This is a genomic window from Rosenbergiella nectarea (assembly GCF_900111105.1).
Lineage (GTDB): Bacteria > Pseudomonadota > Gammaproteobacteria > Enterobacterales > Enterobacteriaceae > Rosenbergiella > Rosenbergiella nectarea.
The window spans coordinates 159,049-181,469 of record NZ_FOGC01000007.1; the positions used below are offsets into that span (position 1 = coordinate 159,049).

Consider the following 22,421-nt stretch of genomic DNA (forward strand, 5'->3'; position numbering starts at 1 on the left):
ACCGTAAATCGCTGAATACAGCTCGCTCGCTAACATAAATCGACTCGTTACGAAGAGTGAGAAGGATGAACCGAGTCAACGCGCAATTGGTCTGGGCCTAAGGCAACCGTTAGTATTACGGGTTGGAACGAATGTTTTTCACCTAAAGTTTTCGATAAAAGCTTAGCGATGAAGAAACCGCCAACGCCACCCAGCAAGGCCCCCCCTGCGCTGGCCATATCGGTATTAAACCAATACTGTAATAGGCCTGCACCGATGAAGAGTCCCACTAATGGCGTGATATACACCATCAACGCTGAGCTGAGTAAACTGCTTTCCCTAATACCTAACTCAATACGTTGACCGGGCTGCAAGGGCTTATCGCTATTCACTTGCATGACATGCGCGTTTTTAGGGCCGAGTTTGTTTAACATCTGACTCCCGCATCCTTTACGTGCAGAACAACTATTACAGGTTGTTTTCGCTTCAGTATGCAGTGTCGCAACACCTTGGTCCCATGACACGACTGTCGCCCATTCTCTCATCATTGTTAAGTCCCCGTATTGACCGTATCTGCAATGCGCTTCGCCGTCTCACGAGGAAGTTCACCGACAACGCTAATTTCCTTATTATTACGTATTTCAACGTAAAGCGTGCGACGCCCAGTGCTATAAGATTGCGGAGGCGTTGAACCGTTCGCCGCAGAGACATTTACCGTGAAGGTAAAAAGACCATCGGAATAGAGGCGTGATTCGATTTTTTTCGCTAAGGCCGGTACTTGGCGTTGGCTTTGTGATAATACCTGAACCCCGGCAGGTAGCCAGCCAGGAGTCCAACTTAATTCTGTGTGCGAATTTTTCGGCAATGAGGTCATTTCAGGAGGCAGCTTAGCATCCACCAGCGGCGCCATTACCTGCTGTAGCTGATCATCGGCAGCGAAATCAACGACTTGGAATTGCTCGATCGTTTCCCCTTCTTGCGACAGCAGATCGGCACGTAAAGGGAGTGAGCTCGCGCTATCTAACCAGACCGCGTAACTGAAACGAGAACCGTCTTTCGAAACGATACGTACAACATCGCATAACCGGTCAGCCACCCGAGAACGTCCGACACTAATAAAGTCGTAGTAATCTTTTAGCCGATCGAAATTCGCAAATAAAATCGATGGGAGTCCATCGATAATATGGTCGCCCGGAAGCGTAAAGGGATCAACGCCTGAACTCGCATCGAAATAACTGATCGAACGATTGCGTTGGATCACTTCTCGACGCGGGCCGTCCATCTGCAGCAGTTGTGCAAACACTTGATTGTTGACTAGCGCATGGCGATAGCGCAACGACTCAATACCTTGTTCGCTAATAGTAATATAGGAAAGCTGGTAGTTAAGCGTATTGGTTGCTTTATCCATCTGCTTTAGCATCACAAAGGGTTGGTTCGGCTTTGTTTCCGTCGATACAGCGCTGTTATCGGCAAAACTAGAGAAGGGATAAAGTAAACTGCCGCATAATGCGGCAGAGAGAAGAAGTTTTTCTTTCATTATTGATGGACAGTGTCCGAATACTGTTGTTTATCAAGAACGGAGGACGTCGGCGGTAGGCTGTCACCATCATTTAGACGACGTTGTAACTCGTAATCTTGAAGCATTGCGTTAATGCGCGCGCGCTGTTCTTGAACCTGTCCGGCAGAGGACGAGCCTTCAAACATGTCGCCAGGAACGCCTAAACTGACTGGAGACGCTTTACCCATCATTGGCAAGGTATTGAAAGCGGGTGTGTCTTGGCTATCGGAGATCGCTGCATCACCACCCTGGTTGTAATGCTGCACACCGACGATGACGGCCATAGAGACACAAGCTGCAACGCCTACTTGGGCCAATTGCGCGCCCCAACTACCCGTTTTCGAGAAAAAGCCCATTTTACGCCAGCGTGACGGTTTAGGTTGCTCTTCAACGATAAGAGGCGTGACAGGGGTACCGAAAGCGGGCTCTTGTGCTATCGCTTCAGCCACTTTGGCAGAGATATCAAAATGTATGACCTGACCCAGATCACCACGAAGCGTGTCACGAACCAGATGGAAACGTTCCCAACTAGCTTGCAACTCAGCGTCTTTAGAAAGTTCAGTGAGTAAAGACTGATCTAAGGCCTCGCCATCCATTAAAGCGGAAAGTTGCTTTTTCTGCATACCTTAATACCCTTTAGGTAGTCACTCTACTGCGCGATTAGCGCTGCAGCAGTGGTTGAACTTTATTATCAATCGCTTCTCGTGCACGGAATATACGTGAACGAACAGTGCCGACTGGGCACTCCATGATTTCAGCGATTTCCTCATAACTCAACCCATCTAATTCACGAAGCGTAATCGCCATACGTAAATCTTCAGGAAGAGTTTCAATTGTCCTAAAAACTATCTGCTTCAGTTCATCTGACAACATTAAGTTCTCAGGGTTCGAAATTTCTTTTAAAGCGCTAGCTGCTTCAAAGTTTTCGGCATCGCTTGCATCGACATCGCTCGATGGCGGACGGCGACCTTGCGCCACTAAATAATTTTTAGCCGTGTTAACCGCAATGCGATAAAGCCAAGTATAGAAGGCGCTCTCACCACGGAAAGACTCTATAGCACGATAAGCCTTGATAAATGACTCTTGTACGACATCGGGTACGTCCCCTGGCGGAACGTAGCGCGTCACTAAACTGGCCACTTTATGTTGATAACGTAGCACCAGTAAGTTAAACGATTTTTGATCGCCCTTCTGGACCCGTTCTACCAGAACTTGATCCGTTAACTGCTCGCTCATCTGAGGTTCTGTCCTCATAAAATATTCAATGTAAAACCACCCAGTGCCATAACGTTATTGCCATTGGCGAGCCCAAGGTTGGAACTGAATAATGATCAAAAGTTCACTGAAATTTAGGTAAATTGCTATTTAAAGTTTTAGCAATGAATTATCCCTAATCACAATCGCGTTATCTGCAGGCTAATTTACCTGATAAACCAAGAAGTTTCATGTTTTATCAGTATAGATGATGCACTAAAACGCTAAATAAAATTCTTTTGTTAAGCGTTGAAAATCAGTGCTGTATTGCCCTTGTTCATCGCGGATCACCAAATGTTCTGTTCCACTTTGTGTCGGACAGCGACGCCAGGTCATCATACGGCGTTTTGCTGGCCTATCTGTTCGCTCAGAAACGTCACACTGTTGACTCAATATCCATCCCGTAGTGCGAGCATAGTGGGTAAACTGCTCGGCTTCTTGGATGGGTAATACTACCGAAAAAAAACCCTCCTCGCTAAGCAAGGTGGTGACCTGCTTGAGCAGTGCGGGATGATCCAACGTGCTGCTATCTCGAGCTTTTTCGCGCTGTGCATCCCTATAGGACTTTCCATTCTGAAAGTAAGGGGGATTACAAATCACCAACCCATAACGTTCAAGAGATAAATCATTCCATGCCAAGATATCCTGCTGCCAGACGGTAAAGTGCGCTTGCCACGGTGAAGCCGCGCAATTCTCCCGAGCTTGTTCTACCGCTGCGAGGTCAATATCAATCGCATCGATGAAGAAAGGGGTTTGTTCGGCGTCTAAACGCTGTGCCAGCATCAAGGATAATAACCCACTTCCGGTTCCGATATCCAAGACGCGACGCGTGGTGGGAAGTGGCGCCCATGCTCCTAACAATACTCCATCCGTGCTCACTTTCATGCCGCAACGGTCATGGCCCACGAAAAATTGTTTAAAGGTAAAGCCCCCACGGCGAGGTGGCGATGGTATGCTGGCTATCATATCGCTCTCCAAAACGTCTCTATTCGTCCAATGGTCACCCTTTTTGCGCGAACTTTATCAGTATTCATGCCCTTTTACCTGCATAACGCAGAATTAATCGGCAGGAAAAGGTGAACAATTGCGGTGAAATGTCTATAATCGGCGCCCCAACCAGAGGTAGAACATGACTGTAACCACATTTTCCGAATTAGAACTTGATGAAAGCCTGCTAGAAGCCCTACAGGATAAAAATTACCAGCGCCCGACGGCAATCCAAGCAGCTGCGATCCCACCCGCCCTCGAAGGCCGTGACATCCTCGGTTCAGCCCCTACCGGCACTGGAAAAACTGCGGCTTACTTATTGCCTGCCTTACAACACTTACTCGATTTCCCGCGTAAAAAATCAGGGCCTCCGCGCATCCTGATCCTTACCCCTACGCGTGAATTAGCGATGCAGGTCGCTGACCAAGCCAAAGAGTTGGCTAAACACACGCATTTAGATATCTCTACCATTACTGGTGGGGTCGCGTATATGAACCACGCTGAAGTGTTCAGTACCAACCAAGATGTCGTCGTCGCGACCACGGGCCGTCTTTTACAATATATCAAAGAAGAGAATTTTGACTGCCGCGCAGTTGAGACCCTTATCCTTGACGAAGCAGACCGTATGCTCGATATGGGGTTTGCTAACGATATTGAAACTATCGCCGCTGAGACTCGCTGGCGTAAACAAACCATGCTGTTCTCTGCGACGCTGGAAGGCGACGATATCGAAGATTTCGCACAGCGAATTCTTAATGAACCGGTGACCTTAGATGCCGACCCGAGCCGCCGCGAACGTAAAAAAATTCTGCAATGGTACTATCGCGCCGATGATTTAGCGCACAAACGTAAATTATTGATTCACTTGCTTCAGCAAGAAGATGTCACACGTTCTGTGGTCTTTATCAGAAAAAGAGACCGTGTACATGAAGTGGCGGCATGGTTGCGTGAAGCCGGTATCCGCTGTACCTATCTTGAAGGCGAAATGGTACAGATCAAACGTAATGAAGCCATCAAGCGCCTTGCTGAAGGCACTGTGAACGTTCTCGTTGCAACCGATATTGCCGCCCGTGGGATCGACATCGATGATGTGAGTCATGTGTTTAACTTCGATATGCCACGCACCGCTGATATCTACCTGCATCGTATTGGTCGAACCGGGCGCGCTGGACGTAAAGGGACTGCATTATCACTCGTTGAAGCCCATGATAATGCGCTGCTCCTTAAAATTAGCCGCTATATCAACGAGCCACTGAAAGCGCGAACCATCGATGAGCTTCGCCCGACGACGCGAGCCCCTTCAGATAAAGGGCCGAAGAAAGCGTCGAAGAAAGAGATGGAACGCCGTAAACAAAAACGTGACGCGTTGAAAGATGACAATAAGCCACGGGTTAAAAATCGTCATCGTGATGCGAAAAACGTCGGCAAGCGCCGTAAACCTTCCGAGAAAGTCGCGGTTCAGGACGTGAAAGAGACGTCTGGACGTAGCGAGTAGAAAGCAGAGGCGCATCGCGCCTCTTTTTTTATATCCGATGACAGGAGTCAGTGATGAAAATACACCTGACCTGGCACGACGTGCTGGGTGATGAAAAACAAAAGCCCTATTTCACCGACACCTTGCGACAGGTACAGCAAGAGCGGAGCGAGGGGACGATTATTTATCCTCCCGCAGCTGAAGTCTTCAGTGCATTTAAACTCACCGATTTCGCCGATATTCGTGTAGTGATTTTGGGGCAAGATCCTTACCACGGTCCGAACCAAGCGCATGGCTTAGCGTTTTCGGTGCAGCCTGGCATTGCTCCACCGCCCTCGCTGGTGAATATTTATAAAGAGTTAGTAACAGATATCCCAGGATTTACCCGCCCTAATCATGGTTACCTTGCGCCGTGGGCCTCGCAGGGCGTTTTGCTACTTAATACCGTGCTAACGGTCAGAGCGGGCCAAGCCCATTCTCATGCTGGGCTTGGCTGGGAGACCTTCACTTCTCATGTGATTAGTATGATTAATCAGCATCACGATGGTGTGGTGTTTTTACTGTGGGGCGCGCATGCTCAGAAAAAAGGGCAAATAATCGATACGACGCGTCACCACGTACTCAAGGCACCGCACCCTTCCCCGCTCTCTGCACACCGCGGATTCCTCGGTTGTCAGCATTTCTCCCAAACGAACGCTATTCTGACTTCGCAAGGTTTAGCAGAGATCGACTGGACAGTGTAAAAACAAAAAAAGCTGCCTAAGGCAGCTTTTCTATCTATCCAAAACATTACGCTTTAGAAACGGCAACCATTGCTGGACGTAATAGACGACCGTTTAAGGTGTAACCGCGTTGCATAACCATAATGACATGATTAGGTGCAACATCCGCCGATTCAATCATCGACATCGCTTGGTGAACGTCTGGGTTGAAAGGCACATGAATATCGCCCACCACCTCCACACCAAACTTACGTACCGCGTCTAACAGAGATTTAAGCGTCAGCTCGATCCCTTCAACCATAGAAGCCAGCTCTGGGTTCTCTTTATTCGAGACTTCTAGGGCACGCTCAAGGCTATCGATAACCGGTAATAATTCGTTGGCGAATTTTTCTAGCGCAAATTTATGCGCCTTCTCAATATCGATTTCAGTGCGTCGACGAATGTTTTCGATTTCAGCCTGCGCACGCACTTGTGCTTCACGCACGCCACCTTGCGACTCCGCCAGCGCTTTTTCTAATTCGGCGATACGCTCATCACGAGGATCGATGCTTTCAGATGCATCCTGTTGATTTTGCTGCTCAGCTTGCTCGGCATTCAGCACTTCAGGATCTTGTTGATTCGGGGTATTCTGTTCTTTACTACTCATGAAAATCTCCGCATTTCATAGTCATCTCGGCAATAAGGCTATTATGGGGATGAAATTTTGGGATTCAAGAGACTCTGACAGATTGTCGAGAGTTTTGCGCACAGAGGATGCTTTACCTGATGAATAAGTTGTTTAATTGTATCGGAATTGTTGGCCACCCGCGAAATCTGAGCGCACTCTCTACGCATGAACAATTATGTTGTTGGCTAAGCGAACAAGGGCACGAGGTTATCGTCGAGGAGCAAATTGCTTGCGAGATGCAATTACCCAACGTACGGACCGCTACCCTCTCTGAAATTGGCCAACAGGCTGATCTTGCGGTCGTTATCGGGGGTGATGGCAATATGCTTGGCGCCGCCCGTGTCTTGGCGCGTTACGATATAAAGGTGATTGGCATTAACCGAGGAAACCTAGGTTTTCTGACCGATCTCAATCCGGATAATGCGATTGAAGAGCTGGGTAAAGTGCTGGCAGGCGAATATACCACTGATTCCCGAGCCCTATTGGAAGCCTCAGTGCGCGGTGACCCACCGCAACCTCGGGTCGCTACGGCGTTAAATGAGATCGTCCTGCACCCTGGTAAGGTCGCTCATATGATCGAGTTTGAAGTGTATATCGATAACCAGTTTGCCTTCTCACAGCGCTCTGATGGCCTGATTATTTCAACGACTACCGGCTCTACCGCCTATTCACTCTCTGCCGGTGGCCCGATTTTAATGCCCTCATTAGAAGCCATTGCCATCGTGCCGATGTTTCCTCATACCCTTTCAGCCCGCCCGTTAGTCATCGATAGCCGTAGTACGATTAGCTTACGTTTTGCCAGTCTACGCAGTGAATTAGAAGTGAGTTGTGACAGTCAGCTTGCTCTACCGATTCAAGAAGGTGAAGAAGTCATTATTCGTCGCAGCCCTGATGAATTATTCCTGCTACACCCAAAAGACTATAACTACTTCACGACCCTGACTGGGAAATTGGGATGGTCGGAAAAATTATTCTGAAAATCTTTCTGCGGGTCTTTACTCAGTAAAAAAGATGCTTATACTGTATAAAAAAACAGTCATGTTTTTCTATACAGGTGATTATATGCTGGCACAACTTACTATCAGTAATTTTGCTATTGTTCGCGAACTGGATATCGATTTCCAACAAGGCATGACCGCCATCACCGGCGAAACCGGGGCGGGTAAGTCTATCGCTATCGATGCCTTAGGGTTATGTTTGGGTAACCGAGCTGACGCCGACACTGTGCGTCCCGGCGCGCAACGTGCCGATATTTGTGCCAGATTCCAGCTAAAAAAATCACCGTCAGCCCAACAGTGGCTAGTTGATAATCATCTTGATGACCAATGCGAATGTTTACTGCGTCGTGTGATCAGTGCCGATGGCCGCTCTAGGGGCTTTATTAATGGTACTGCCGTCCCCCTTTCGCAACTACGCGAACTGGGGCAGCTGCTTATCCAAATCCATGGTCAACACGCCCATCAGTTACTCTTGAAAGCCGATCATCAACGGACATTGCTTGATGCGTATAGCCATCATCCGGCGCTCATTGACACAATGCGCGACGCCTATAACTCCTGGCACAAAAGCTGTCGCGAGCTTGCCGCACTTACCCAACAAAAAAATGACCGCGCGGCACGTCGTGAACTCCTCGATTATCAGTTACAAGAGCTTAATAAATTTTCCCCAGCCGAAGATGAATATCAGCAAATCGACGAAGAGTATAAGCAGCTTGCGAGCAGTGGACAGCGTATCAGCTTAAGCCAACAAATTGTGCACTGGGTCTCTGAAAGTGAAGAGGCCTCATTACAGTCTCTTGTTTATCAGTCTCAACAGTTGTTACAAGAACTGGTTTCGTTAGATGACCGTTTGGCTCCCGTGCAGGGCATGATGGATAACGCGGCCATTTTACTGAGCGAGATGAGCGATGAACTGCGCCACTATCATGAAGCGATCGATTTAGACCCTAATCGCTTGCAAGGCCTAGAACAGCGTCTCTCTCGTTATGTTTCGCTGGCACGTAAGCACCACGTGACGCCCGAAACATTACACAGTACGCACCAACAATTGTTGGAGGAATATTCGCAACTAGAGAACGTTGAGTCGGATATTGAACACCTTACGGCTGAAGTGGCACACTATCATCAACGCGCACTAGAGGTTGCCGGTCAACTTTCTACGCAACGGCAGCACTTTGCCACTGAGTTAGCAGGATTGATCACAGAGTCCATTCAGCAGCTTGCGATGCCACATGGCCAATTTAATATTGTGATTACGCATACTCCGGAGAAGCTCACCGCTGAGGGTGCTGACAATATTGAGTTCCAAGTCTCGGCAAACCCTGGGCAGTCGCTTCAACCTCTGGGTAAAGTGGTTTCAGGTGGTGAACTATCCCGTATTGCTCTAGCCGTTCAGGTCATTACCGCTAAGAAAATGGAAACCCCAGCAATGATTTTCGATGAAGTCGATGTAGGGATCAGCGGCCCGACTGCGGCGATTGTCGGCAAAATGCTGCGTAAACTCGGTGAATCGACCCAAGTATTATGCGTCACACACTTACCACAAGTCGCTGGATGTGGTCATGGTCACTTCTATATCAGTAAACTCACCGACGGGGCAATGACGGAAACCCGCATGGTGAATTTAGATAAAGCGGCGCGTTTAAAAGAATTAGCTCGCCTTCTTGGCGGCAGTGAAGTCACTCGCAACACCTTAGCCAACGCTAAAGAACTTTTAGCCGCCTAATCGGGCACTTTTTCTCTGTATAACAGTCATATCTTGCGCCAGAGGTTTTCATCTGGCGTAAGGTCTATTATTATCGACATCTAGCTTCCCTGCGATCAGGGTGAACTTATTGTGATGGCAAGTTATGCCTGTCGGCAACTGGTCAAGAAAAAGGAAACGATTCATGCGCAGTAAAATACTGACTGCTGCGACCGCGGCGCTATTATTAACCACCGCCGGTTGCTCAACGTTGGAACGTGTAGTTTATCGCCCGGATATCAACCAAGGTAATTACTTGGTCGCGACCGATGTCAGTAAAATTCATACTGGTATGACACAGCAGCAGGTTGCTTACACACTAGGCACGCCGATGATGAGCGATCCTTTTGGTAGCAATGTGTGGTATTACGTCTTCCGTCAAGAGCCAGGTCATCAAAAAGTCACGCAACAAACTCTGACGTTGACCTTCAACAGCAGTGGTATTCTGACTAATATCGATAACAAGCCAGCCTTAAGCAAGACCAAATAAGTAGATTCGCTACTCGACACATGTTCGGGTAGCGATATTATTATTTTTTATTCGCTGCTGAGCGCTCTGCGCGTTGCCGACGCATCTCTTTTGGATCCGCTAATAATGGACGATAGATTTCAATTCTATCCCCTTCTTCAATCTGATCGCTGAGCTTAACGGGTCGGCTGTATACGCCCACTTTATTCTCCGTTAATTGGATATCTTTGCGCAGTTCTAACAATCCCGAAGCAATGATCGCCTGTTCAACAGTACTGCCCTCAGGCACAGTCACCGGACGAAGGTATTGTTTTTCAGGTAATGCGTAAACCACCTCAACGCGAATATCAGCCACGATAAACCTCGTGAGCTCGCTCGCTGAAGGCCTTAACCATATTATTCGCTAACTCTTTGAAGATACGCCCGAAAGCCATTTCCACTAACATATTGGAAAATTCGAAATCAAGATTCAGTTCGACTTTACAGGCATCCTCACCGAGTGGTGTAAAGGTCCACCCACCACCGAGTTTGCGAAAAGGTCCGTCCACTAGCTGCATGGCAATACGCTGGTTTTCTGTCAGGGCATTACGCGTCGTAAAGGTCTTACTGATGCCTGCTTTGGAGACATCTACCGATGCGGTCATCTGCTGCTCGGATTGCTCTAAAATTTTGCTACCGGTGCAGCCAGGGAGAAATTGTGGATAGCTATCAACATCGTTGACAAGTTGATACATTTTAGCCGCGCTGAAAGGGACCAACGCTGAACGACTGATCTGGGCCATAAGAGTTCCTGGTCTGAAAAAAACACCTTGATCATAGCAGTTTCAGTAAATAAACAGAAATGTCTAATCGGAATCAGCGTGCTAGAATAGCACCAATACTTAACTTTCTTACATAAGGAAGTCGGCGACGCTTTCAAAAAGTGGTGTAGAATAGGGATACTATGACAAAGAAAAAATCTAACAAACCTGGTTCCGCGACCATTGCAATGAACAAACGTGCCCGCCACGAATATTTCATTGAAGAAGAGTTCGAAGCAGGCCTCTCATTACAGGGATGGGAAGTAAAATCCCTCCGTGCCGGCAAAGCAAATATCAGCGAAAGCTATATCTTATTACGTGATGGCGAAGCCTACCTGTTCGGGTCGACCTTTCAGCCGTTAACGGTCGCCTCTTCGCACGTGGTCTGCGACCCAACGCGTAACCGCAAACTTCTGCTTAAACAGCGTGAACTCGATTCACTGTATGGTCGTGTCAATCGCGAAGGCTATACCGTCGTTGCTCTTTCACTTTATTGGAAGAATGCATGGGCTAAGCTTAAAATTGGCGTGGCAAAAGGTAAAAAAGAACACGATAAACGCGACGATATTAAAAATCGCGAGTGGCAGTTAGACAAAGCGCGTATTATGAAGAACGCAAATCGTTAAATTACTGGTGCAGCAGCATATTTATCTGCTACACTGTGTAACAGTACTTGGGGCTGATTCTGGATTCGACAGGATTCGCGAAGCCCTAGGAGCATGCCGAGGGGCGGTTGGCCTCGTAAAAAGCCGCAAAAAAATAGTCGCAAACGACGAAAACTACGCACTAGCAGCTTAATAACCTGCTCAGAGCCCTCTCTCCCTAGCCTCCGCTCTTAGGACGGGGATCAAGAGAGGTCAAACCTAAAAGAGATCGTGTGGATGCCCTGCCTGGGGTTGAAGCATTAAACTTAATCAGGCTAGTTCGTTAGTGGCGTGTCCATCCGCAGCTAATTGGCGAATGTAAAGACTGGACTAAGCATGTAGTGCCGACGGTGTAGTAATTCTGGACGCGGGTTCAACTCCCGCCAGCTCCACCAAATAATCTTCCGAAGACGTCCGAGGAAGTCTAAAAAGCCCGCTAACTCAATAGGTTGCGGGCTTTTTTATGTCCGGTAGTGTCCGAGGAGTTCCGCCTAAATCCAGTGATTATTGGTATACGCATTGGTATACGTTAAGATACACCTAAAAAACGTATACCAATGATGAAGGATATACCTTGTCTAGAACTACGCGCCCCCTAACCAATACCGAAGTTTCACGCAGTAAAGCCCTCGAAAAAGAAATCACGCTCCATGACGGTGAAGGCTTATTTTTGGTGGTTAAAGTCTCCGGTAGAAAATTATGGCGCTTTCGTTATCTGCGTCCCGCTACAAAAAAACGTACGATGATAAGCCTTGGCTCCTATCCTTCTTTGTCACTTGCGGACGCTCGAGCATTACGTTCGGAATACTTGAGTCTGCTTGCTAGAGGACTCGACCCCCAAACTGAGGCAGAGCTCGTTGTAGAGCAAAAGCAGATTGCTGTAGAGAGTATTTTTAGTACAGTTGCCGCTAATTGGTTCTCGATTAAAAGTAAAATCGTCACTGAGGACTATGCCAAAGACATATGGCGGTCTTTAGAAAGGGATGTTTTCCCGATCATTGGCAGCACACCAGTTCAGGACTTGAAAGCTAGAGTACTAATCAGTGCCTTAGAGCCAGTTAAAGCTAGAGGAGCGTTAGAAACCGTAAGGCGGTTGATTCAACGTATAAGCGAAATACTCACTTATGCAGTGAATACAGGATTAATCGATACTAACCCTGCTTTGGGAATAAATATGGCGTTTGAGCGCCCAAAAAAACAGCACATGCCAACGCTGCGCCCCGAAGAACTCCCTAAGCTGATGCGTTCACTTGTCATGTCTAATCTTTCTATTCCTACTAGATGCCTCATTGAATGGCAGTTACTCACCTTGGTTCGTCCTTCTGAAGCGGCTGGCACGCGATGGCAAGAGATCGATCTCAACGCTAAACTTTGGGCGATACCTGCCGAACGCATGAAGGCCAAGCGTGAACATATCGTTCCCCTGTCTCCTCAAGCGCTCGAAATTTTAGAAATAATGCTCCCCATTAGCGGAAACCGTGAACACTTATTCCCTAGCAGGAATGACCCGAATCAACCAATGAATAGTCAAACTGCTAACGCCGCATTAAAGCGCATTGGCTATGGTGGTAAGTTAGTTGCTCACGGTTTAAGGTCAATCGCTAGCACCGCTCTTAATGAGGCAGAATTTAATGCAGACGTCATTGAGGCAGCATTGGCACATAGTGATAAGAATGAGGTTAGACGGGCTTACAATCGCTCTACGTATCTTGAGTCACGAAAAGAATTGATGAATTGGTGGGGGGATTTTGTAAGATCAAACTTGGATAGTTTAAAAATTAATCTTTAAAGATCTTGCAGAAAACTTACCATGCCAATTTTTTGAAACAATTTTCAATAAATTTATGGGAAGAATAGTCAAAGTGTTAAATACTTAGCTGCTATAAACTTTGTAATTCAATGAAATAAATGTATAGTGTATTACTATAAAGTAGAAGTAAGATAGCATTTATTCAATGATCTAATCGATTAATACTATCTATCAATCCATGGAAATTTTATATATGCCAGAAAGAATTATAATTAAATCCTTATACATAGAAGGTTTTCAAGACAAAAGAACGATTCGCCTACCCTTAAAAGATGTTAGTGTCTTCGTTGGAAAAAATGGCGTAGGAAAAACAACGATACTCAGGATCATTGAGAACATACTTTTGAATAAGCCCAAGTTAATCTCAGCTATCAGTTGTAAAAAGGCTATATTAAATTTATCAAATAATCAAAGCATCACTCTTTCAAAAATATCAGAAAAGGATATTTTCACCGCAATCAATAAAAGTTTTAGCTCAGATTTCAAAAAAATCATAAAAGAAGTTTATGAACATGATTCAGTAAGAACTATTCCTATAGATGAAGAAAGCTTAAAGAAGATGATCTTTGATAAAGTTCAGTTGCATACTACAGAACTAATTAAAAGCAAGATTTACGAAAAGGGCAACAAGTTCATTACATTTAGTGAAGAAAAAACCAAACAATACATAAGTGAAATTCAAGTTAGATACATATCAACTGTGATGATTTCAGCCAACTCAGAGAAGGAAATGTCGTTTGGGAATAGTAAGACAAAAAACATTTTAGATATTTCCATGGAACTTGAACTCGCTTCTCTAAAAGATAAAGGCAAACAGGCTTTAACGGTATTCCTTAAAGTTATAAATAGTTTATTTTCAGATACTAATAAGGAAATGAAATATAGATCAAAAAAAGGATTTTGGGTGGAGATCAGTGATAGTGAACTTTCAATATCTGACTTATCATCTGGTGAAAAACAATTACTTTTCATTCTAGCAACAGCTGCTAATACCATTGGAGGACCTGCTATTTTCCTGATGGATGAACCAGAAATATCGCTACATTTATCTTGGCAAGAAAAAATAATCGACTCTGTAAAAAGTATTAATCCAGACATACAACTTATTATAGCTACACATAGCCCTGCAATTGTAATGAACGGTTACATGGATTCTTACATTGATATGAACTCGATAGATATCGAGGTTAATAATGAATAATTTCAGTGATTACTTTAAAAAAGAAGAGTTTGTTGGAACTTATTCGAATATGTATTCGGGTGAACATACAGGAGCGGGATTATTGTACATCGAAGACTCTTCCGATAGATGTTTTTGGGAGTCTGTTGTTGATGCAGTATGCCCGGGGTTATACCGGGTAATGAAATACTCACAAAATGGCAGCGATGGCAAGAGATTACTTGAAAAAGAATATGATAACCTTCATAAAAAATTTATAGTGGGTGTAGATGGAGATTATGATTATCTTTGTCCCGATAGAAATGAATACTCTTTAAAATTAAATGAAAACCCTTTCGTTCTTCATACTCATTCTTATGCGGTGGAGAACTTGAAAGGGTGCCAAGAGGCGATTAGAAATTATAGTAATATATTTAGATTACATGAACAAACTCATAATTCTCTTGCTGAGGCACTTGAAGCGTATTCAAATTTTATATACGAAGCATTATGTATATTTTCTTACTTACACAATAAGTCACCTGATACAACAATTGAATCTGAGTTCAACTCGGCACTATTCAGTAACAACCAAAATATACCTATTAGCAATAATCTCAGCATTAACAATAATTTCATAGATGAAATTAAGGGCAAAACACAAGATTATGTAAATAGAAATATTTCAGCCATAACTAATATTGCGGAATTTGAGCAGTACAAGATAACTCTTCACAACAAAGGACTACAACCTAATTCAGCTTATCTTTTCGTCGAAGCTCATACTTTTTATGATTCAATGTTAATTCCTTCGATAAAAAAAATAAGATACAAATCAAAGTGCAATGACATTCAACATGTTCACGAAAATTATAAAGAAGAAGTCATAACAAACAAAATAAAAAATATTTGCAACCATTACGAAAACAGATTGAATATAGAAACCATAGTCTATCAATGCAAAAGCTATAAGCATAGTTTTGCTTGGAGTAAAATAATTAAAAAACTAACTGATATAGTAAAGTGACCCCTAAACCAAATTGAACATATAAGAATGAAACATCCATTTATTTTCATTCTTATATGAAATATAACAATCATATCAACCCTTTGTTTTTCTAAATTCTCACATCTCAACCGCTGCAATTCAAACAAACACATATGTTGTTTTTTTATGTTCGTACAAGAAACGACAGCTTTTACTGAACATGAAAAATATAATAGTTATTAATTTAAACCATACACATTGATCACAGGCATGAATAACCCTCTCACCTAAAGACCTTTAATTATTAATCTATTGATGAATCATTTAAGTCATGGGAGAACTTCAAATATTCTCATAATATTTAATAATAATGGCCTCGTGATTTTTTGGTCAACTACCATGATGAATACGCCTTGCTTAGATGGTGTTCTTTTCCTAGTGTTCACTCGACTTATTTTGGGGATTGACGTTTTTTTCTGCGGCGCGTCAAATCCGGCGCTTTACCCCTCTGCGCGCGCACGCCCGCCCGCCTGCGCTCTTCACTTAACAATGCGTTTTTCATGCACCTGTGATTTTATACTAAAGCCCATATACCAAGGGCTATAGAGAGAATTTGAGTGCATGAGACTCATGCGTTTTCATGCAGCATAGACATGCACTCAAGGAAAAAATGCTAGCCAGAGAAAGGAGGTGTAAAAAAAGCCCAACTTAATTGGGCTTGGGGATAGAATGAGAGTCAGATTAGAGACGGATTGATTAGCTTTGAGCGTGTCGGTCAGGTAAATTAAATGATGAACCGTAACGGCCTAATGATTGGCCTTTACGCATCTGCATTTTTGTTTCCTCGACGGTTTGCTCCTCTATTAGTCGCTCTGGCTTGCTGATAATTTTCTCTACACTTTCCAAAGCCGTAAATGTGCAGGAGCAATCGAGGTTTTTGCATTGGTAATAAATCCGCTTCACCGAATCAGATAGATACTGACTTGAACGGCAATGCGACATCTGTAAACAAAAGGGGCATTTTATCGCCATTATTTATCACCTTGCTTTTTCATTAATCTGCGAGCTTTGATTTTACTTCTTGCAGCAGGTGTTCCTCCTTTACGGTAATCATAATGTGAAGCTGATGCGGGGTAGTGACCGACTAAGGTAAACGCAGGGTCGTTTGGTAACTCGTCATTACCAAAGGCACGCGACAAAATTTCATTTTTCACAAAATTCGTTAATGCGCTTTTCTCGTCATAGTGGTTTTCAGTCGAACCCTGTAAAGTCTCATTCATTAGAGTGAGTAGCTGAGTTAATTGCGCCCCATGCTGACTCATAAACTCGGCCCAGAGCTGGTTGGCCCGAATTCGTTTCAAATGTCGGTGTGCACCAATATATTCGAATGCTCTATCGGCAGTATCCCAAGGGATAGTCTCGATTTCTTCCTCAGTAGTCGAAATAAGTTCATCGAATACTTCTAACGATTCGCGGTCTAATGCTACCTCTGAGCGGAGTGTTCGCATTTCTTTTGTCATTTCACCGTCGTTGGCGCGGAACAACTCATGCCAACGTTTATTTTGTGCCTCAGCATTCGCAGCCGCCTCATTACGGCGGGCTTTAATCGTGTCCACACGGGCAGTCGCTTTACTTTCAATTTCTCGGGCGGCTAACCATGCGCTCTCTGTCTTTTCAACGTCTGCAATGGCATTTTGTGTCGCGGCGGGTAAAGAATTAATGAGGTCGTTTTGTGGGGTGCTCATGGTCATGCTCCAGTCAGTTTACTTTGTGTAAGTTAATTGTGCTGGAGCAGACACAAAGGTTCGAGCAGATGAAATTGTATTATCGATAAAACAATTCCCTTTCTGGCTAGCCAAAGGAAGATTCCCAAGGGCTTAATCAATTTAAAGTTTCTATATAATTGTTCACCATTGTTCACCTTTAAAGAAAAGATAGTAAATACATAGAGTTATAGGGTGAACAATTGAAAATAATCCTTCACCCATTGTTCATCACTCTTCACCCTAAACTTTTTTCATAGATGGCTTATCTTGATGTCTTCATTAACGTTTTTTTAGATTAATAATTCATATAACAACCACTATTACTAATTATAAAAAATCCAAAATAGTTATATTTATCCATATTTAGTTATATATACCAATCGGCGCAAAATGGATTTGGATACAAGTTTGTTTTTGGAAAATCATACAATCCGATCTTGTTGCTTTCCCCTAAAATATGCTGAAAATAAAGAGCTACCAGATGCTAGGGAGATGTGCTTAGTGCTTAATAGACAATTACGAGGTAGCTCATGTTAGGACAATCATCGCCGTCATTTTCAGCCCCATTACCTGCAATTCCCTTGCCTTCACCCGTGCAAGAACGCTTCATGCGCCTGCCTGAAGTTATCCGTGTTAGCGGCCTTTCTCGTGCCACGATTTACGAGTTAATGCGCAAAGACGCTTTCCCGCAAAACGTATCGCTCGGTGGTCGCAATGTTGCTTGGCCTGAAAGTGAAATTAACGCGTGGGTAAAAGCGCGTATGGCTGCGCGCACTCAAGGAGGCGCACAATGATTACGTTATTTATTGATAACCAGACACACAAATTGTCGATTGAGGAAGCAAAGAACCTCGCCTTATCAATTGCCCATGAGGTAGATGGCACTGGCGGCGTTCAAACCTTTAATAATCAATCGCACCGTTTTTCCGTCAAACGCTCTAAGGATGCCGAGACATCCGCAATGCCGGACTCTACCGACTTAACGAACTGTTGAGGTAGCAATGACCTCATTTATTTCATTCCTCGGCTTGCACGCCGAGGAGATTCTCTGCTACAGTATTTTCACTGTCGCAAAATCGACAGTCGGGCGTGAGAACCCGAGTAACTCAGTGGTGACACCAGACGCGCCATGCGTCTTTTTTTGTGTCTATGCCTTAGTGCACCTAATTTTAGGACGGCAGATTTTTATCTGTTATCCGTACAGAGTTATGGTGGCTCGGGCGGGGCAGCCTTCGGGCTGGCCGGTATCCATTGAGGCCGGTTTCTCACCCCCGTTCGGGCCATCACCAAAGCGTGAGAACTTCAGTGATGGCAATAACCGCTACTCATTGGAGATTGTCGCTATGGCTAATCCTTCCGTATTATCACACCCGAATTTTATCTTTGTCTTTGCCGCTATTCGTCGAATCGATACCCAAGCTCGCGTCTGTATGCTTCGCATTACTGCCTGTGATGAACGCAGCGCCCGTATGCAGCTTGTGCGTGAATACGTTCTGTCGTTAGCCGCCCGTTTACCTGTATCGGGAGGTGTCGCATGAGTCAGCACATCCTCTCTACTCGTGATCTAGTGTGTCTTGAGCATATCCGAAATGCAGGGCGCTTTATTAACGAGAGTATCGTCGAGCAAGAAGCGCAGCAACTCCCTTCCCCGTCACAGCGTAGCCAGTTGGCCTCGCTCATTTTCCTTATGACTGAACAATTAGATGGCGTGGTGACGCGCTGCCATGACAATTGGATGAATGAAGAGGTGAAGTCATGAAAGCACAATCTCCTAATACAGCATTACAACTGGCGTTAACCCGTCGCGCCGTGGCCTGTGCGTGGTTAACTGTTTGTCATGAGCAACAGCGCCATCTGCGCCTTACCCTTGTGCGTCTTGAGTCTTACATTGAAATGGAACTCGAGAACTTCTATCTGCGTCAATACGGCACGGAACAAGGCCAAGAGATTGCCTGTGCGTTCTTGAATGATTTACTGGTGACAACGCCTGTTAACGCCACACCCTGCCTGAGTTTTCTCGGCAATGTTGTGATGGATGAATTAAGCAGCCGTATTAGCCCTGCACCTGTGACCGTTCACTAAGGAGACCTCAGATGAAAAACTTTGTATCGGAAACCGCGAGTGCGGCACGGGGTAGCTGGGCGCAGGTATTCCCTGCGTTGGGCTTAAATCTCATTAAAAATCGCCACGCTAAATGCCCGTTATGTGGCGGTAAAGACCGCTTTCGTTTTGATGATGAAGGCGAGCGTGGAACGTGGATTTGTAATCAATGCGGCGCTGGCGATGGGCTAGCGTTGGCCTCTAAATATCTGAGTGTTGATATTACCGAAGCTGCCCGCCGAGTGAGAGAGGTTATTGGTGAGTGTGAAGCGAATCCTACAACCATAATGCCCACACCTACTCATGATAAAGCGCAATTACAGGCGCAAGCGGCAAAGATAGCGCAGGAGATTGTGAGTAGTGCTATTGAGTCGGAGAATAACGCTTATTTAACGCGCAAAGGCTGGCAATCAGTCGTCAGTTTAACATTGAGTAAAGCGCAAAAAATCGCCCTAACCCAGTATCGTCGAGGGGATTTGATTATCCCGCTGCACAACATGGACGGTGAGCTAGTTAATGTTCAGTTGATTAACGCCGAGGGTGAAAAGCGCACCTTAAAGGGCGGTCAAATTAAAGCCGCAAGCCACATCTTAGGTGCTGACAAGCCCGCGAAACGTATTTGGCTGGCTGAGGGCTATGCAACGGCGTTGACCGTACATAAGCTCACAGGCGAACAAGTGTGGATCGCGTTCTCGTCTGCCAACTTCCTTTCTCTGGCTAGCTGCATTAAAGAAAAGCATCCAACCCTACCGCTAATTATTGCCGCTGACAGAGACTTGAACGAGGTAGGACAGCAAAAGGCTCAGAAAGCGGCTAACGAGTTTAACGCGACTCTGGCATTGCCACCGTTATTTGGTGATTGGAATGATGCCTATATTGAGAACGGTGCTGAGAGGACGACACAGGCATTACGTCAGGCTATTCTCACTCAAAAGCAAAGCCCTTTTGAAATCATGAGTTCTTCGGAGTTTACTGCGATGAGTGTTGATGCGAAAGCCACAGCCATTGCAGAGCATTACCACAATAACCTTGCGATTGATGAAAGTGGCGAGATACTCAGCCGCTATGAAGGGGGCGCATGGAAAGTGATTACCGGAAATCAATTTGAACGCGATGTTGTGCAACTCTATCAAGCGATTGGCGCATCGTTCTCAGCAGGTAAAATTTCTGCGTTGATTAGTACGCTAAAACTCATTCTACCTCAGCAGAAAGCCCCTTCACGTCAACTGATTGGCTTTCTTAATGGTGTCCTTGATACCCAATCCGGCACATTCAAACCGCATCAGCGTCAAAACTGGTTGCGTACCGTCAATAATGTCGCCTACACCACGCCATTACCCGAAGAGTCGATAGAAACTAATGCGCCTCATTTTTGGAAATGGTTAAACTTCGCCGCCGCAAACAACACAGTTAAGCGCGATGTTATTTTAGCGGCCTTATTTATGGTACTCGCTAACCGCTATGACTGGCAGTTATTCCTTGAGATAACGGGACCAGGCGGAACGGGTAAAAGTCTGTTAAGTGAAATAGCCACTATGCTGGCAGGTAAGGACAATACCTTCTCAGCAAAAATCGAAAACTTGGAGCTATCGCGCGAACGTGCGCCAATCGTGGGGCGTTCACTCATCCTGTTACCTGACCAAGAGAAATGGTCAGGTGATGGCGCGGGGATTAAAGCGATAACAGGGGGCGATGCCGTCTCGGTTGACCCTAAATATAAAGATGCGTATTCCGCTCACATTCCAGCGGTTATCATCGCCAGTAATAATAACCCGATGCGATTTACCGATCGCAGCGGAGGTATTTCACGCCGTCGTGTGATATTGCATTTCGCACAGATAATTCCTGCCCGCGAACGCGATCACCAACTCGCCGACAAAATCCGTGAAGAGCTACCTATCATCGTTCGCCAGCTAATGAAACGTTTTGCTGATCCCAATCAAGCAAAAACCCTGTTACAGAATCACCAAAACTCACCGGAGGCGATAGGCATTAAGCGCGAAGCCGATCCAATGGCTGATTTTTGCGGATACCTCTTTTCTACGCCGGAAGCAACTGGGCTTTATATGGGCAATGCGAGTATTAGACCGATGCAGCCAAGACGCTACCTCTATCACGCTTACTTAACCTTTATGGAAGCGAATAACTTTCGTAATCCGTTAAGCATGAAGAGTTTTAGCCAAGCATTAGAGAGCATCTTGCGAGAATATGGGTTTAAGTATGTCAGTCGCCGGACAAAGAACGGTATACAGACGAATTTAGACTTGAAAGAAGAGAGCAACGGCGATTGGTTGCCAAAACGCGATGAACCCATGTTGTAGTATCCGAACCGGCGAAAGCCGGTTTTTTTTATACCTGCTGTAAAGGTGTAGGATGATTGTTCACTCTTCACCCGATCACTCACCCTTTAACAATATGAAAAATAAGAAGAAAACACCAAAGGTGTACAGTGTGTAGGATTTTTCATAAAAAAAACTAATTTTTCTTTTACATTCAGAAAAAATTCTCTCATAAATTCACATTGACCCTAATCGATAGAAAAGGGCTTGTATATATGAATAAAAACGACAATTAATAATCACCAATCTATTAAAAATCCTAAAATTCAAATCGTATTGGAACGAATCAAATGAATTTGATATAGATCAAGATTTAAAACAAATATATATGATTTCCTTGTCTTGCATACCATCGGAATTATTAAATTAACAGATTGTTTTTAGATATTTAAAACATTGGCCTATAGGGCATGAAGATTAGTATTTTCGCATTTAGATTTCACATTAAGGGAAAATAACAGTATGTCTGGTATAAATGATTCGCTTTCGTTCAGCTCTTCCGGTTATAGCCAGTTAAGAACCCGCGAGGGTGTGCGATACCATTACTACAATGACTTGGGCCCACGTGCTGGAAATTGTACTTGGGGGGTAGGCACCCTTGCTCATTTTGGGATTTGTACGGAAGAAGAGCTCAAACAATCGGTATCAAGCACTGACGTTAATAATGCATTGGCTAAGCATGTGCAAAAACTTGAAAGATATCTAAGGAGAAAAGTAAATAAGCATCCTCTCACTCAAGCTCAATTTGATGGATTAATATCATTTAGTTACAATGTATCTGATCCTTCACCTGTAATGGAGCTAGCTAACAGAGGTGATATGGATGGTGTTCGTAAAAGTATGCTAAAATATGTTTATGTTTTTAACCATGATAAAAATGGAAAGAAAGTAGGCCCACCTCGCCTGCTTCCCGCTCTCTACAGCAGAAGGCTGGAAGAGTCCTCTGCTTTTAAATAGGATGAA

The 22,421-nt window shown here is 44.9% G+C and carries 26 protein-coding genes and 1 other RNA gene; 17 read left to right on the forward strand and 10 right to left on the reverse strand.

Annotated elements, in window-relative coordinates; all coding sequences use genetic code 11:
- Nucleotides 1-47: 47 nt before the first annotated feature.
- The 5 genes from rseC to BMX14_RS10160 all read right to left on the reverse strand — a co-directional run bounded on the left by rseC (nucleotide 48) and on the right by BMX14_RS10160 (nucleotide 3,757).
- Nucleotides 48-527, reverse strand: a complete 480-nt coding sequence (gene rseC, locus BMX14_RS10140; protein ID WP_092676361.1) for a SoxR-reducing system protein RseC — start codon at nucleotides 525-527, stop codon at nucleotides 48-50.
- Between the two features lie 2 nt (nucleotides 528-529).
- On the reverse strand, nucleotides 530-1,516 hold the full coding sequence (rseB, locus tag BMX14_RS10145) for a sigma-E factor regulatory protein RseB (RefSeq protein WP_092676364.1): 987 nt from the start codon (nucleotides 1,514-1,516) through the stop codon (nucleotides 530-532).
- Nucleotides 1,516-2,160 carry an anti-sigma-E factor RseA gene (gene rseA, locus BMX14_RS10150; RefSeq protein WP_092676367.1) on the reverse strand — a complete coding sequence of 215 codons (645 nt, stop codon included), beginning with the start codon at nucleotides 2,158-2,160 and terminating at the stop codon, nucleotides 1,516-1,518. Before rseA ends, rseB begins: the two co-directional genes overlap by 1 nt.
- A 37-nt stretch (nucleotides 2,161-2,197) precedes the next feature.
- Nucleotides 2,198-2,773: an RNA polymerase sigma factor RpoE gene (gene rpoE, locus BMX14_RS10155; protein WP_092676369.1), complete on the reverse strand. Its 576-nt coding sequence runs from the start codon at nucleotides 2,771-2,773 to the stop codon at nucleotides 2,198-2,200.
- A 234-nt stretch (nucleotides 2,774-3,007) separates the two neighbouring features.
- Entirely contained in the window at nucleotides 3,008-3,757 is a 750-nt protein-coding gene (locus BMX14_RS10160) for a tRNA1(Val) (adenine(37)-N6)-methyltransferase (protein ID WP_092676371.1), read from the reverse strand.
- A gap of 163 nt (nucleotides 3,758-3,920) precedes the next feature.
- Between BMX14_RS10160 and srmB the strand changes: the two genes are divergently transcribed.
- Nucleotides 3,921-5,273, forward strand: a complete 1,353-nt coding sequence (gene srmB / locus BMX14_RS10165; protein ID WP_092676373.1) for an ATP-dependent RNA helicase SrmB — start codon at nucleotides 3,921-3,923, stop codon at nucleotides 5,271-5,273.
- A gap of 53 nt (nucleotides 5,274-5,326) precedes the next feature.
- The gene (ung, locus tag BMX14_RS10170) at nucleotides 5,327-5,995 is read left to right on the forward strand and encodes a uracil-DNA glycosylase (protein ID WP_092676376.1); all 669 of its coding nucleotides are present in this window, start codon (nucleotides 5,327-5,329) and stop codon (nucleotides 5,993-5,995) included.
- Nucleotides 5,996-6,041: 46 nt separating this feature from the next.
- On the opposite strand, the gene grpE is transcribed toward ung, so the two are convergent.
- Nucleotides 6,042-6,620: a nucleotide exchange factor GrpE gene (grpE, locus tag BMX14_RS10175; RefSeq protein ID WP_092676379.1), complete on the reverse strand. Its 579-nt coding sequence runs from the start codon at nucleotides 6,618-6,620 to the stop codon at nucleotides 6,042-6,044.
- Nucleotides 6,621-6,739: 119 nt separating this feature from the next.
- Here grpE and nadK point away from each other — a divergent pair, with 119 nt between their 5' ends.
- The 3 genes from nadK to bamE all read left to right on the forward strand — a co-directional run bounded on the left by nadK (nucleotide 6,740) and on the right by bamE (nucleotide 9,873).
- Nucleotides 6,740-7,618: an NAD(+) kinase gene (gene nadK / locus BMX14_RS10180; protein WP_092676381.1), complete on the forward strand. Its 879-nt coding sequence runs from the start codon at nucleotides 6,740-6,742 to the stop codon at nucleotides 7,616-7,618.
- A gap of 85 nt (nucleotides 7,619-7,703) precedes the next feature.
- On the forward strand, nucleotides 7,704-9,365 hold the full coding sequence (gene recN / locus BMX14_RS10185) for a DNA repair protein RecN (RefSeq protein WP_092676382.1): 1,662 nt from the start codon (nucleotides 7,704-7,706) through the stop codon (nucleotides 9,363-9,365).
- Nucleotides 9,366-9,528: 163 nt separating this feature from the next.
- Entirely contained in the window at nucleotides 9,529-9,873 is a 345-nt protein-coding gene (gene bamE / locus BMX14_RS10190; RefSeq protein ID WP_092676385.1) for an outer membrane protein assembly factor BamE, read from the forward strand.
- 40 nt (nucleotides 9,874-9,913) lie between these two features.
- Here bamE and BMX14_RS10195 read toward each other — a convergent pair whose 3' ends face one another.
- Both BMX14_RS10195 and BMX14_RS10200 read right to left on the reverse strand, forming a co-directional pair.
- The gene (locus BMX14_RS10195) at nucleotides 9,914-10,210 is read right to left on the reverse strand and encodes an RnfH family protein (RefSeq protein ID WP_092676387.1); all 297 of its coding nucleotides are present in this window, start codon (nucleotides 10,208-10,210) and stop codon (nucleotides 9,914-9,916) included.
- Nucleotides 10,200-10,634 (reverse strand): type II toxin-antitoxin system RatA family toxin, encoded by a 435-nt coding sequence (locus BMX14_RS10200; protein ID WP_092676390.1) that lies wholly within the window; start codon nucleotides 10,632-10,634, stop codon nucleotides 10,200-10,202. Before BMX14_RS10200 ends, BMX14_RS10195 begins: the two co-directional genes overlap by 11 nt.
- A gap of 161 nt (nucleotides 10,635-10,795) precedes the next feature.
- Here BMX14_RS10200 and smpB point away from each other — a divergent pair, with 161 nt between their 5' ends.
- The 5 genes from smpB to BMX14_RS10225 all read left to right on the forward strand — a co-directional run bounded on the left by smpB (nucleotide 10,796) and on the right by BMX14_RS10225 (nucleotide 15,292).
- Complete coding sequence (gene smpB / locus BMX14_RS10205) at nucleotides 10,796-11,278, forward strand: SsrA-binding protein SmpB (protein ID WP_092676392.1); 483 nt, start codon at nucleotides 10,796-10,798, stop codon at nucleotides 11,276-11,278.
- Between the two features lie 49 nt (nucleotides 11,279-11,327).
- Nucleotides 11,328-11,691, forward strand: a transfer-messenger RNA (tmRNA) gene (gene ssrA / locus BMX14_RS10210).
- Between the two features lie 179 nt (nucleotides 11,692-11,870).
- Nucleotides 11,871-13,085, forward strand: a complete 1,215-nt coding sequence (locus tag BMX14_RS10215) for an integrase domain-containing protein (protein WP_092676395.1) — start codon at nucleotides 11,871-11,873, stop codon at nucleotides 13,083-13,085.
- A 214-nt stretch (nucleotides 13,086-13,299) separates the two neighbouring features.
- A complete protein-coding gene (locus BMX14_RS10220; protein ID WP_177173129.1) occupies nucleotides 13,300-14,307 on the forward strand; it encodes an AAA family ATPase in 1,008 nt (335 codons plus the stop codon).
- Entirely contained in the window at nucleotides 14,300-15,292 is a 993-nt protein-coding gene (locus tag BMX14_RS10225; protein ID WP_092676401.1) for a DUF4435 domain-containing protein, read from the forward strand. Before BMX14_RS10220 ends, BMX14_RS10225 begins: the two co-directional genes overlap by 8 nt.
- Before the next feature lie 717 nt (nucleotides 15,293-16,009).
- Here BMX14_RS10225 and BMX14_RS10230 read toward each other — a convergent pair.
- Entirely contained in the window at nucleotides 16,010-16,285 is a 276-nt protein-coding gene (locus BMX14_RS10230) for an ogr/Delta-like zinc finger family protein (protein ID WP_092676404.1), read from the reverse strand.
- Nucleotides 16,285-16,998 carry a phage polarity suppression protein gene (locus BMX14_RS10235; protein ID WP_092676408.1) on the reverse strand — a complete coding sequence of 238 codons (714 nt, stop codon included), beginning with the start codon at nucleotides 16,996-16,998 and terminating at the stop codon, nucleotides 16,285-16,287. Before BMX14_RS10235 ends, BMX14_RS10230 begins: the two co-directional genes overlap by 1 nt.
- 551 nt (nucleotides 16,999-17,549) lie before the next feature.
- Between BMX14_RS10235 and BMX14_RS10240 the strand changes: the two genes are divergently transcribed.
- The 7 genes from BMX14_RS10240 (at nucleotide 17,550) to BMX14_RS10270 (ending at nucleotide 22,415) form a co-directional block, all read left to right on the forward strand.
- Nucleotides 17,550-17,813 carry a helix-turn-helix transcriptional regulator gene (locus BMX14_RS10240; protein ID WP_092676411.1) on the forward strand — a complete coding sequence of 88 codons (264 nt, stop codon included), beginning with the start codon at nucleotides 17,550-17,552 and terminating at the stop codon, nucleotides 17,811-17,813.
- The gene (locus BMX14_RS10245; protein ID WP_092676414.1) at nucleotides 17,810-18,013 is read left to right on the forward strand and encodes a hypothetical protein; all 204 of its coding nucleotides are present in this window, start codon (nucleotides 17,810-17,812) and stop codon (nucleotides 18,011-18,013) included. The genes BMX14_RS10240 and BMX14_RS10245 overlap by 4 nt, the downstream gene beginning before the upstream one ends.
- A gap of 7 nt (nucleotides 18,014-18,020) precedes the next feature.
- Complete coding sequence (locus BMX14_RS10250; protein ID WP_092676417.1) at nucleotides 18,021-18,557, forward strand: host cell division inhibitor Icd-like protein; 537 nt, start codon at nucleotides 18,021-18,023, stop codon at nucleotides 18,555-18,557.
- Entirely contained in the window at nucleotides 18,554-18,778 is a 225-nt protein-coding gene (locus BMX14_RS10255) for a hypothetical protein (protein WP_092676420.1), read from the forward strand. Before BMX14_RS10250 ends, BMX14_RS10255 begins: the two co-directional genes overlap by 4 nt.
- Nucleotides 18,775-19,101 (forward strand): DUF5375 family protein, encoded by a 327-nt coding sequence (locus tag BMX14_RS10260; protein WP_092676423.1) that lies wholly within the window; start codon nucleotides 18,775-18,777, stop codon nucleotides 19,099-19,101. The genes BMX14_RS10255 and BMX14_RS10260 overlap by 4 nt, the downstream gene beginning before the upstream one ends.
- A gap of 11 nt (nucleotides 19,102-19,112) precedes the next feature.
- Nucleotides 19,113-21,440, forward strand: coding sequence for a primase-like DNA-binding domain-containing protein (locus BMX14_RS10265; protein WP_092676426.1), 2,328 nt, complete (start codon nucleotides 19,113-19,115; stop codon nucleotides 21,438-21,440).
- Between the two features lie 480 nt (nucleotides 21,441-21,920).
- The gene (locus tag BMX14_RS10270) at nucleotides 21,921-22,415 is read left to right on the forward strand and encodes a lysozyme (protein ID WP_092676429.1); all 495 of its coding nucleotides are present in this window, start codon (nucleotides 21,921-21,923) and stop codon (nucleotides 22,413-22,415) included.
- Nucleotides 22,416-22,421 lie beyond the last annotated feature (6 nt).

Excerpts from the sequence above, each read along its gene's own strand:
- recN (WP_092676382.1), top strand. The coding sequence starts at position 7,704 with ATGCTGGCACAACTTACTATCAGTAATTTTGCTATTGTTCGCGAACTG.
- BMX14_RS10250 (WP_092676417.1), top strand. The coding sequence starts at position 18,021 with ATGACCTCATTTATTTCATTCCTCGGCTTGCACGCCGAGGAGATTCTC.
- grpE (WP_092676379.1), bottom strand. The coding sequence starts at position 6,620 with ATGAGTAGTAAAGAACAGAATACCCCGAATCAACAAGATCCTGAAGTG.
- BMX14_RS10270 (WP_092676429.1), top strand. The coding sequence starts at position 21,921 with ATGTCTGGTATAAATGATTCGCTTTCGTTCAGCTCTTCCGGTTATAGC.
- rpoE (WP_092676369.1), bottom strand. The coding sequence starts at position 2,773 with ATGAGCGAGCAGTTAACGGATCAAGTTCTGGTAGAACGGGTCCAGAAG.
- BMX14_RS10260 (WP_092676423.1), top strand. The coding sequence starts at position 18,775 with ATGAAAGCACAATCTCCTAATACAGCATTACAACTGGCGTTAACCCGT.
- BMX14_RS10200 (WP_092676390.1), bottom strand. The coding sequence starts at position 10,634 with ATGGCCCAGATCAGTCGTTCAGCGTTGGTCCCTTTCAGCGCGGCTAAA.
- BMX14_RS10245 (WP_092676414.1), top strand. The coding sequence starts at position 17,810 with ATGATTACGTTATTTATTGATAACCAGACACACAAATTGTCGATTGAG.
- srmB (WP_092676373.1), top strand. The coding sequence starts at position 3,921 with ATGACTGTAACCACATTTTCCGAATTAGAACTTGATGAAAGCCTGCTA.
- BMX14_RS10265 (WP_092676426.1), top strand. The coding sequence starts at position 19,113 with ATGAAAAACTTTGTATCGGAAACCGCGAGTGCGGCACGGGGTAGCTGG.
- BMX14_RS10225 (WP_092676401.1), top strand. The coding sequence starts at position 14,300 with ATGAATAATTTCAGTGATTACTTTAAAAAAGAAGAGTTTGTTGGAACT.
- BMX14_RS10235 (WP_092676408.1), bottom strand. The coding sequence starts at position 16,998 with ATGAGCACCCCACAAAACGACCTCATTAATTCTTTACCCGCCGCGACA.
- bamE (WP_092676385.1), top strand. The coding sequence starts at position 9,529 with ATGCGCAGTAAAATACTGACTGCTGCGACCGCGGCGCTATTATTAACC.
- smpB (WP_092676392.1), top strand. The coding sequence starts at position 10,796 with ATGACAAAGAAAAAATCTAACAAACCTGGTTCCGCGACCATTGCAATG.
- BMX14_RS10240 (WP_092676411.1), top strand. The coding sequence starts at position 17,550 with ATGTTAGGACAATCATCGCCGTCATTTTCAGCCCCATTACCTGCAATT.
- ung (WP_092676376.1), top strand. The coding sequence starts at position 5,327 with ATGAAAATACACCTGACCTGGCACGACGTGCTGGGTGATGAAAAACAA.
- rseA (WP_092676367.1), bottom strand. The coding sequence starts at position 2,160 with ATGCAGAAAAAGCAACTTTCCGCTTTAATGGATGGCGAGGCCTTAGAT.
- rseB (WP_092676364.1), bottom strand. The coding sequence starts at position 1,516 with ATGAAAGAAAAACTTCTTCTCTCTGCCGCATTATGCGGCAGTTTACTT.
- BMX14_RS10255 (WP_092676420.1), top strand. The coding sequence starts at position 18,554 with ATGAGTCAGCACATCCTCTCTACTCGTGATCTAGTGTGTCTTGAGCAT.
- BMX14_RS10230 (WP_092676404.1), bottom strand. The coding sequence starts at position 16,285 with ATGGCGATAAAATGCCCCTTTTGTTTACAGATGTCGCATTGCCGTTCA.
- BMX14_RS10220 (WP_177173129.1), top strand. The coding sequence starts at position 13,300 with ATGCCAGAAAGAATTATAATTAAATCCTTATACATAGAAGGTTTTCAA.
- rseC (WP_092676361.1), bottom strand. The coding sequence starts at position 527 with ATGATGAGAGAATGGGCGACAGTCGTGTCATGGGACCAAGGTGTTGCG.
- nadK (WP_092676381.1), top strand. The coding sequence starts at position 6,740 with ATGAATAAGTTGTTTAATTGTATCGGAATTGTTGGCCACCCGCGAAAT.
- BMX14_RS10160 (WP_092676371.1), bottom strand. The coding sequence starts at position 3,757 with ATGATAGCCAGCATACCATCGCCACCTCGCCGTGGGGGCTTTACCTTT.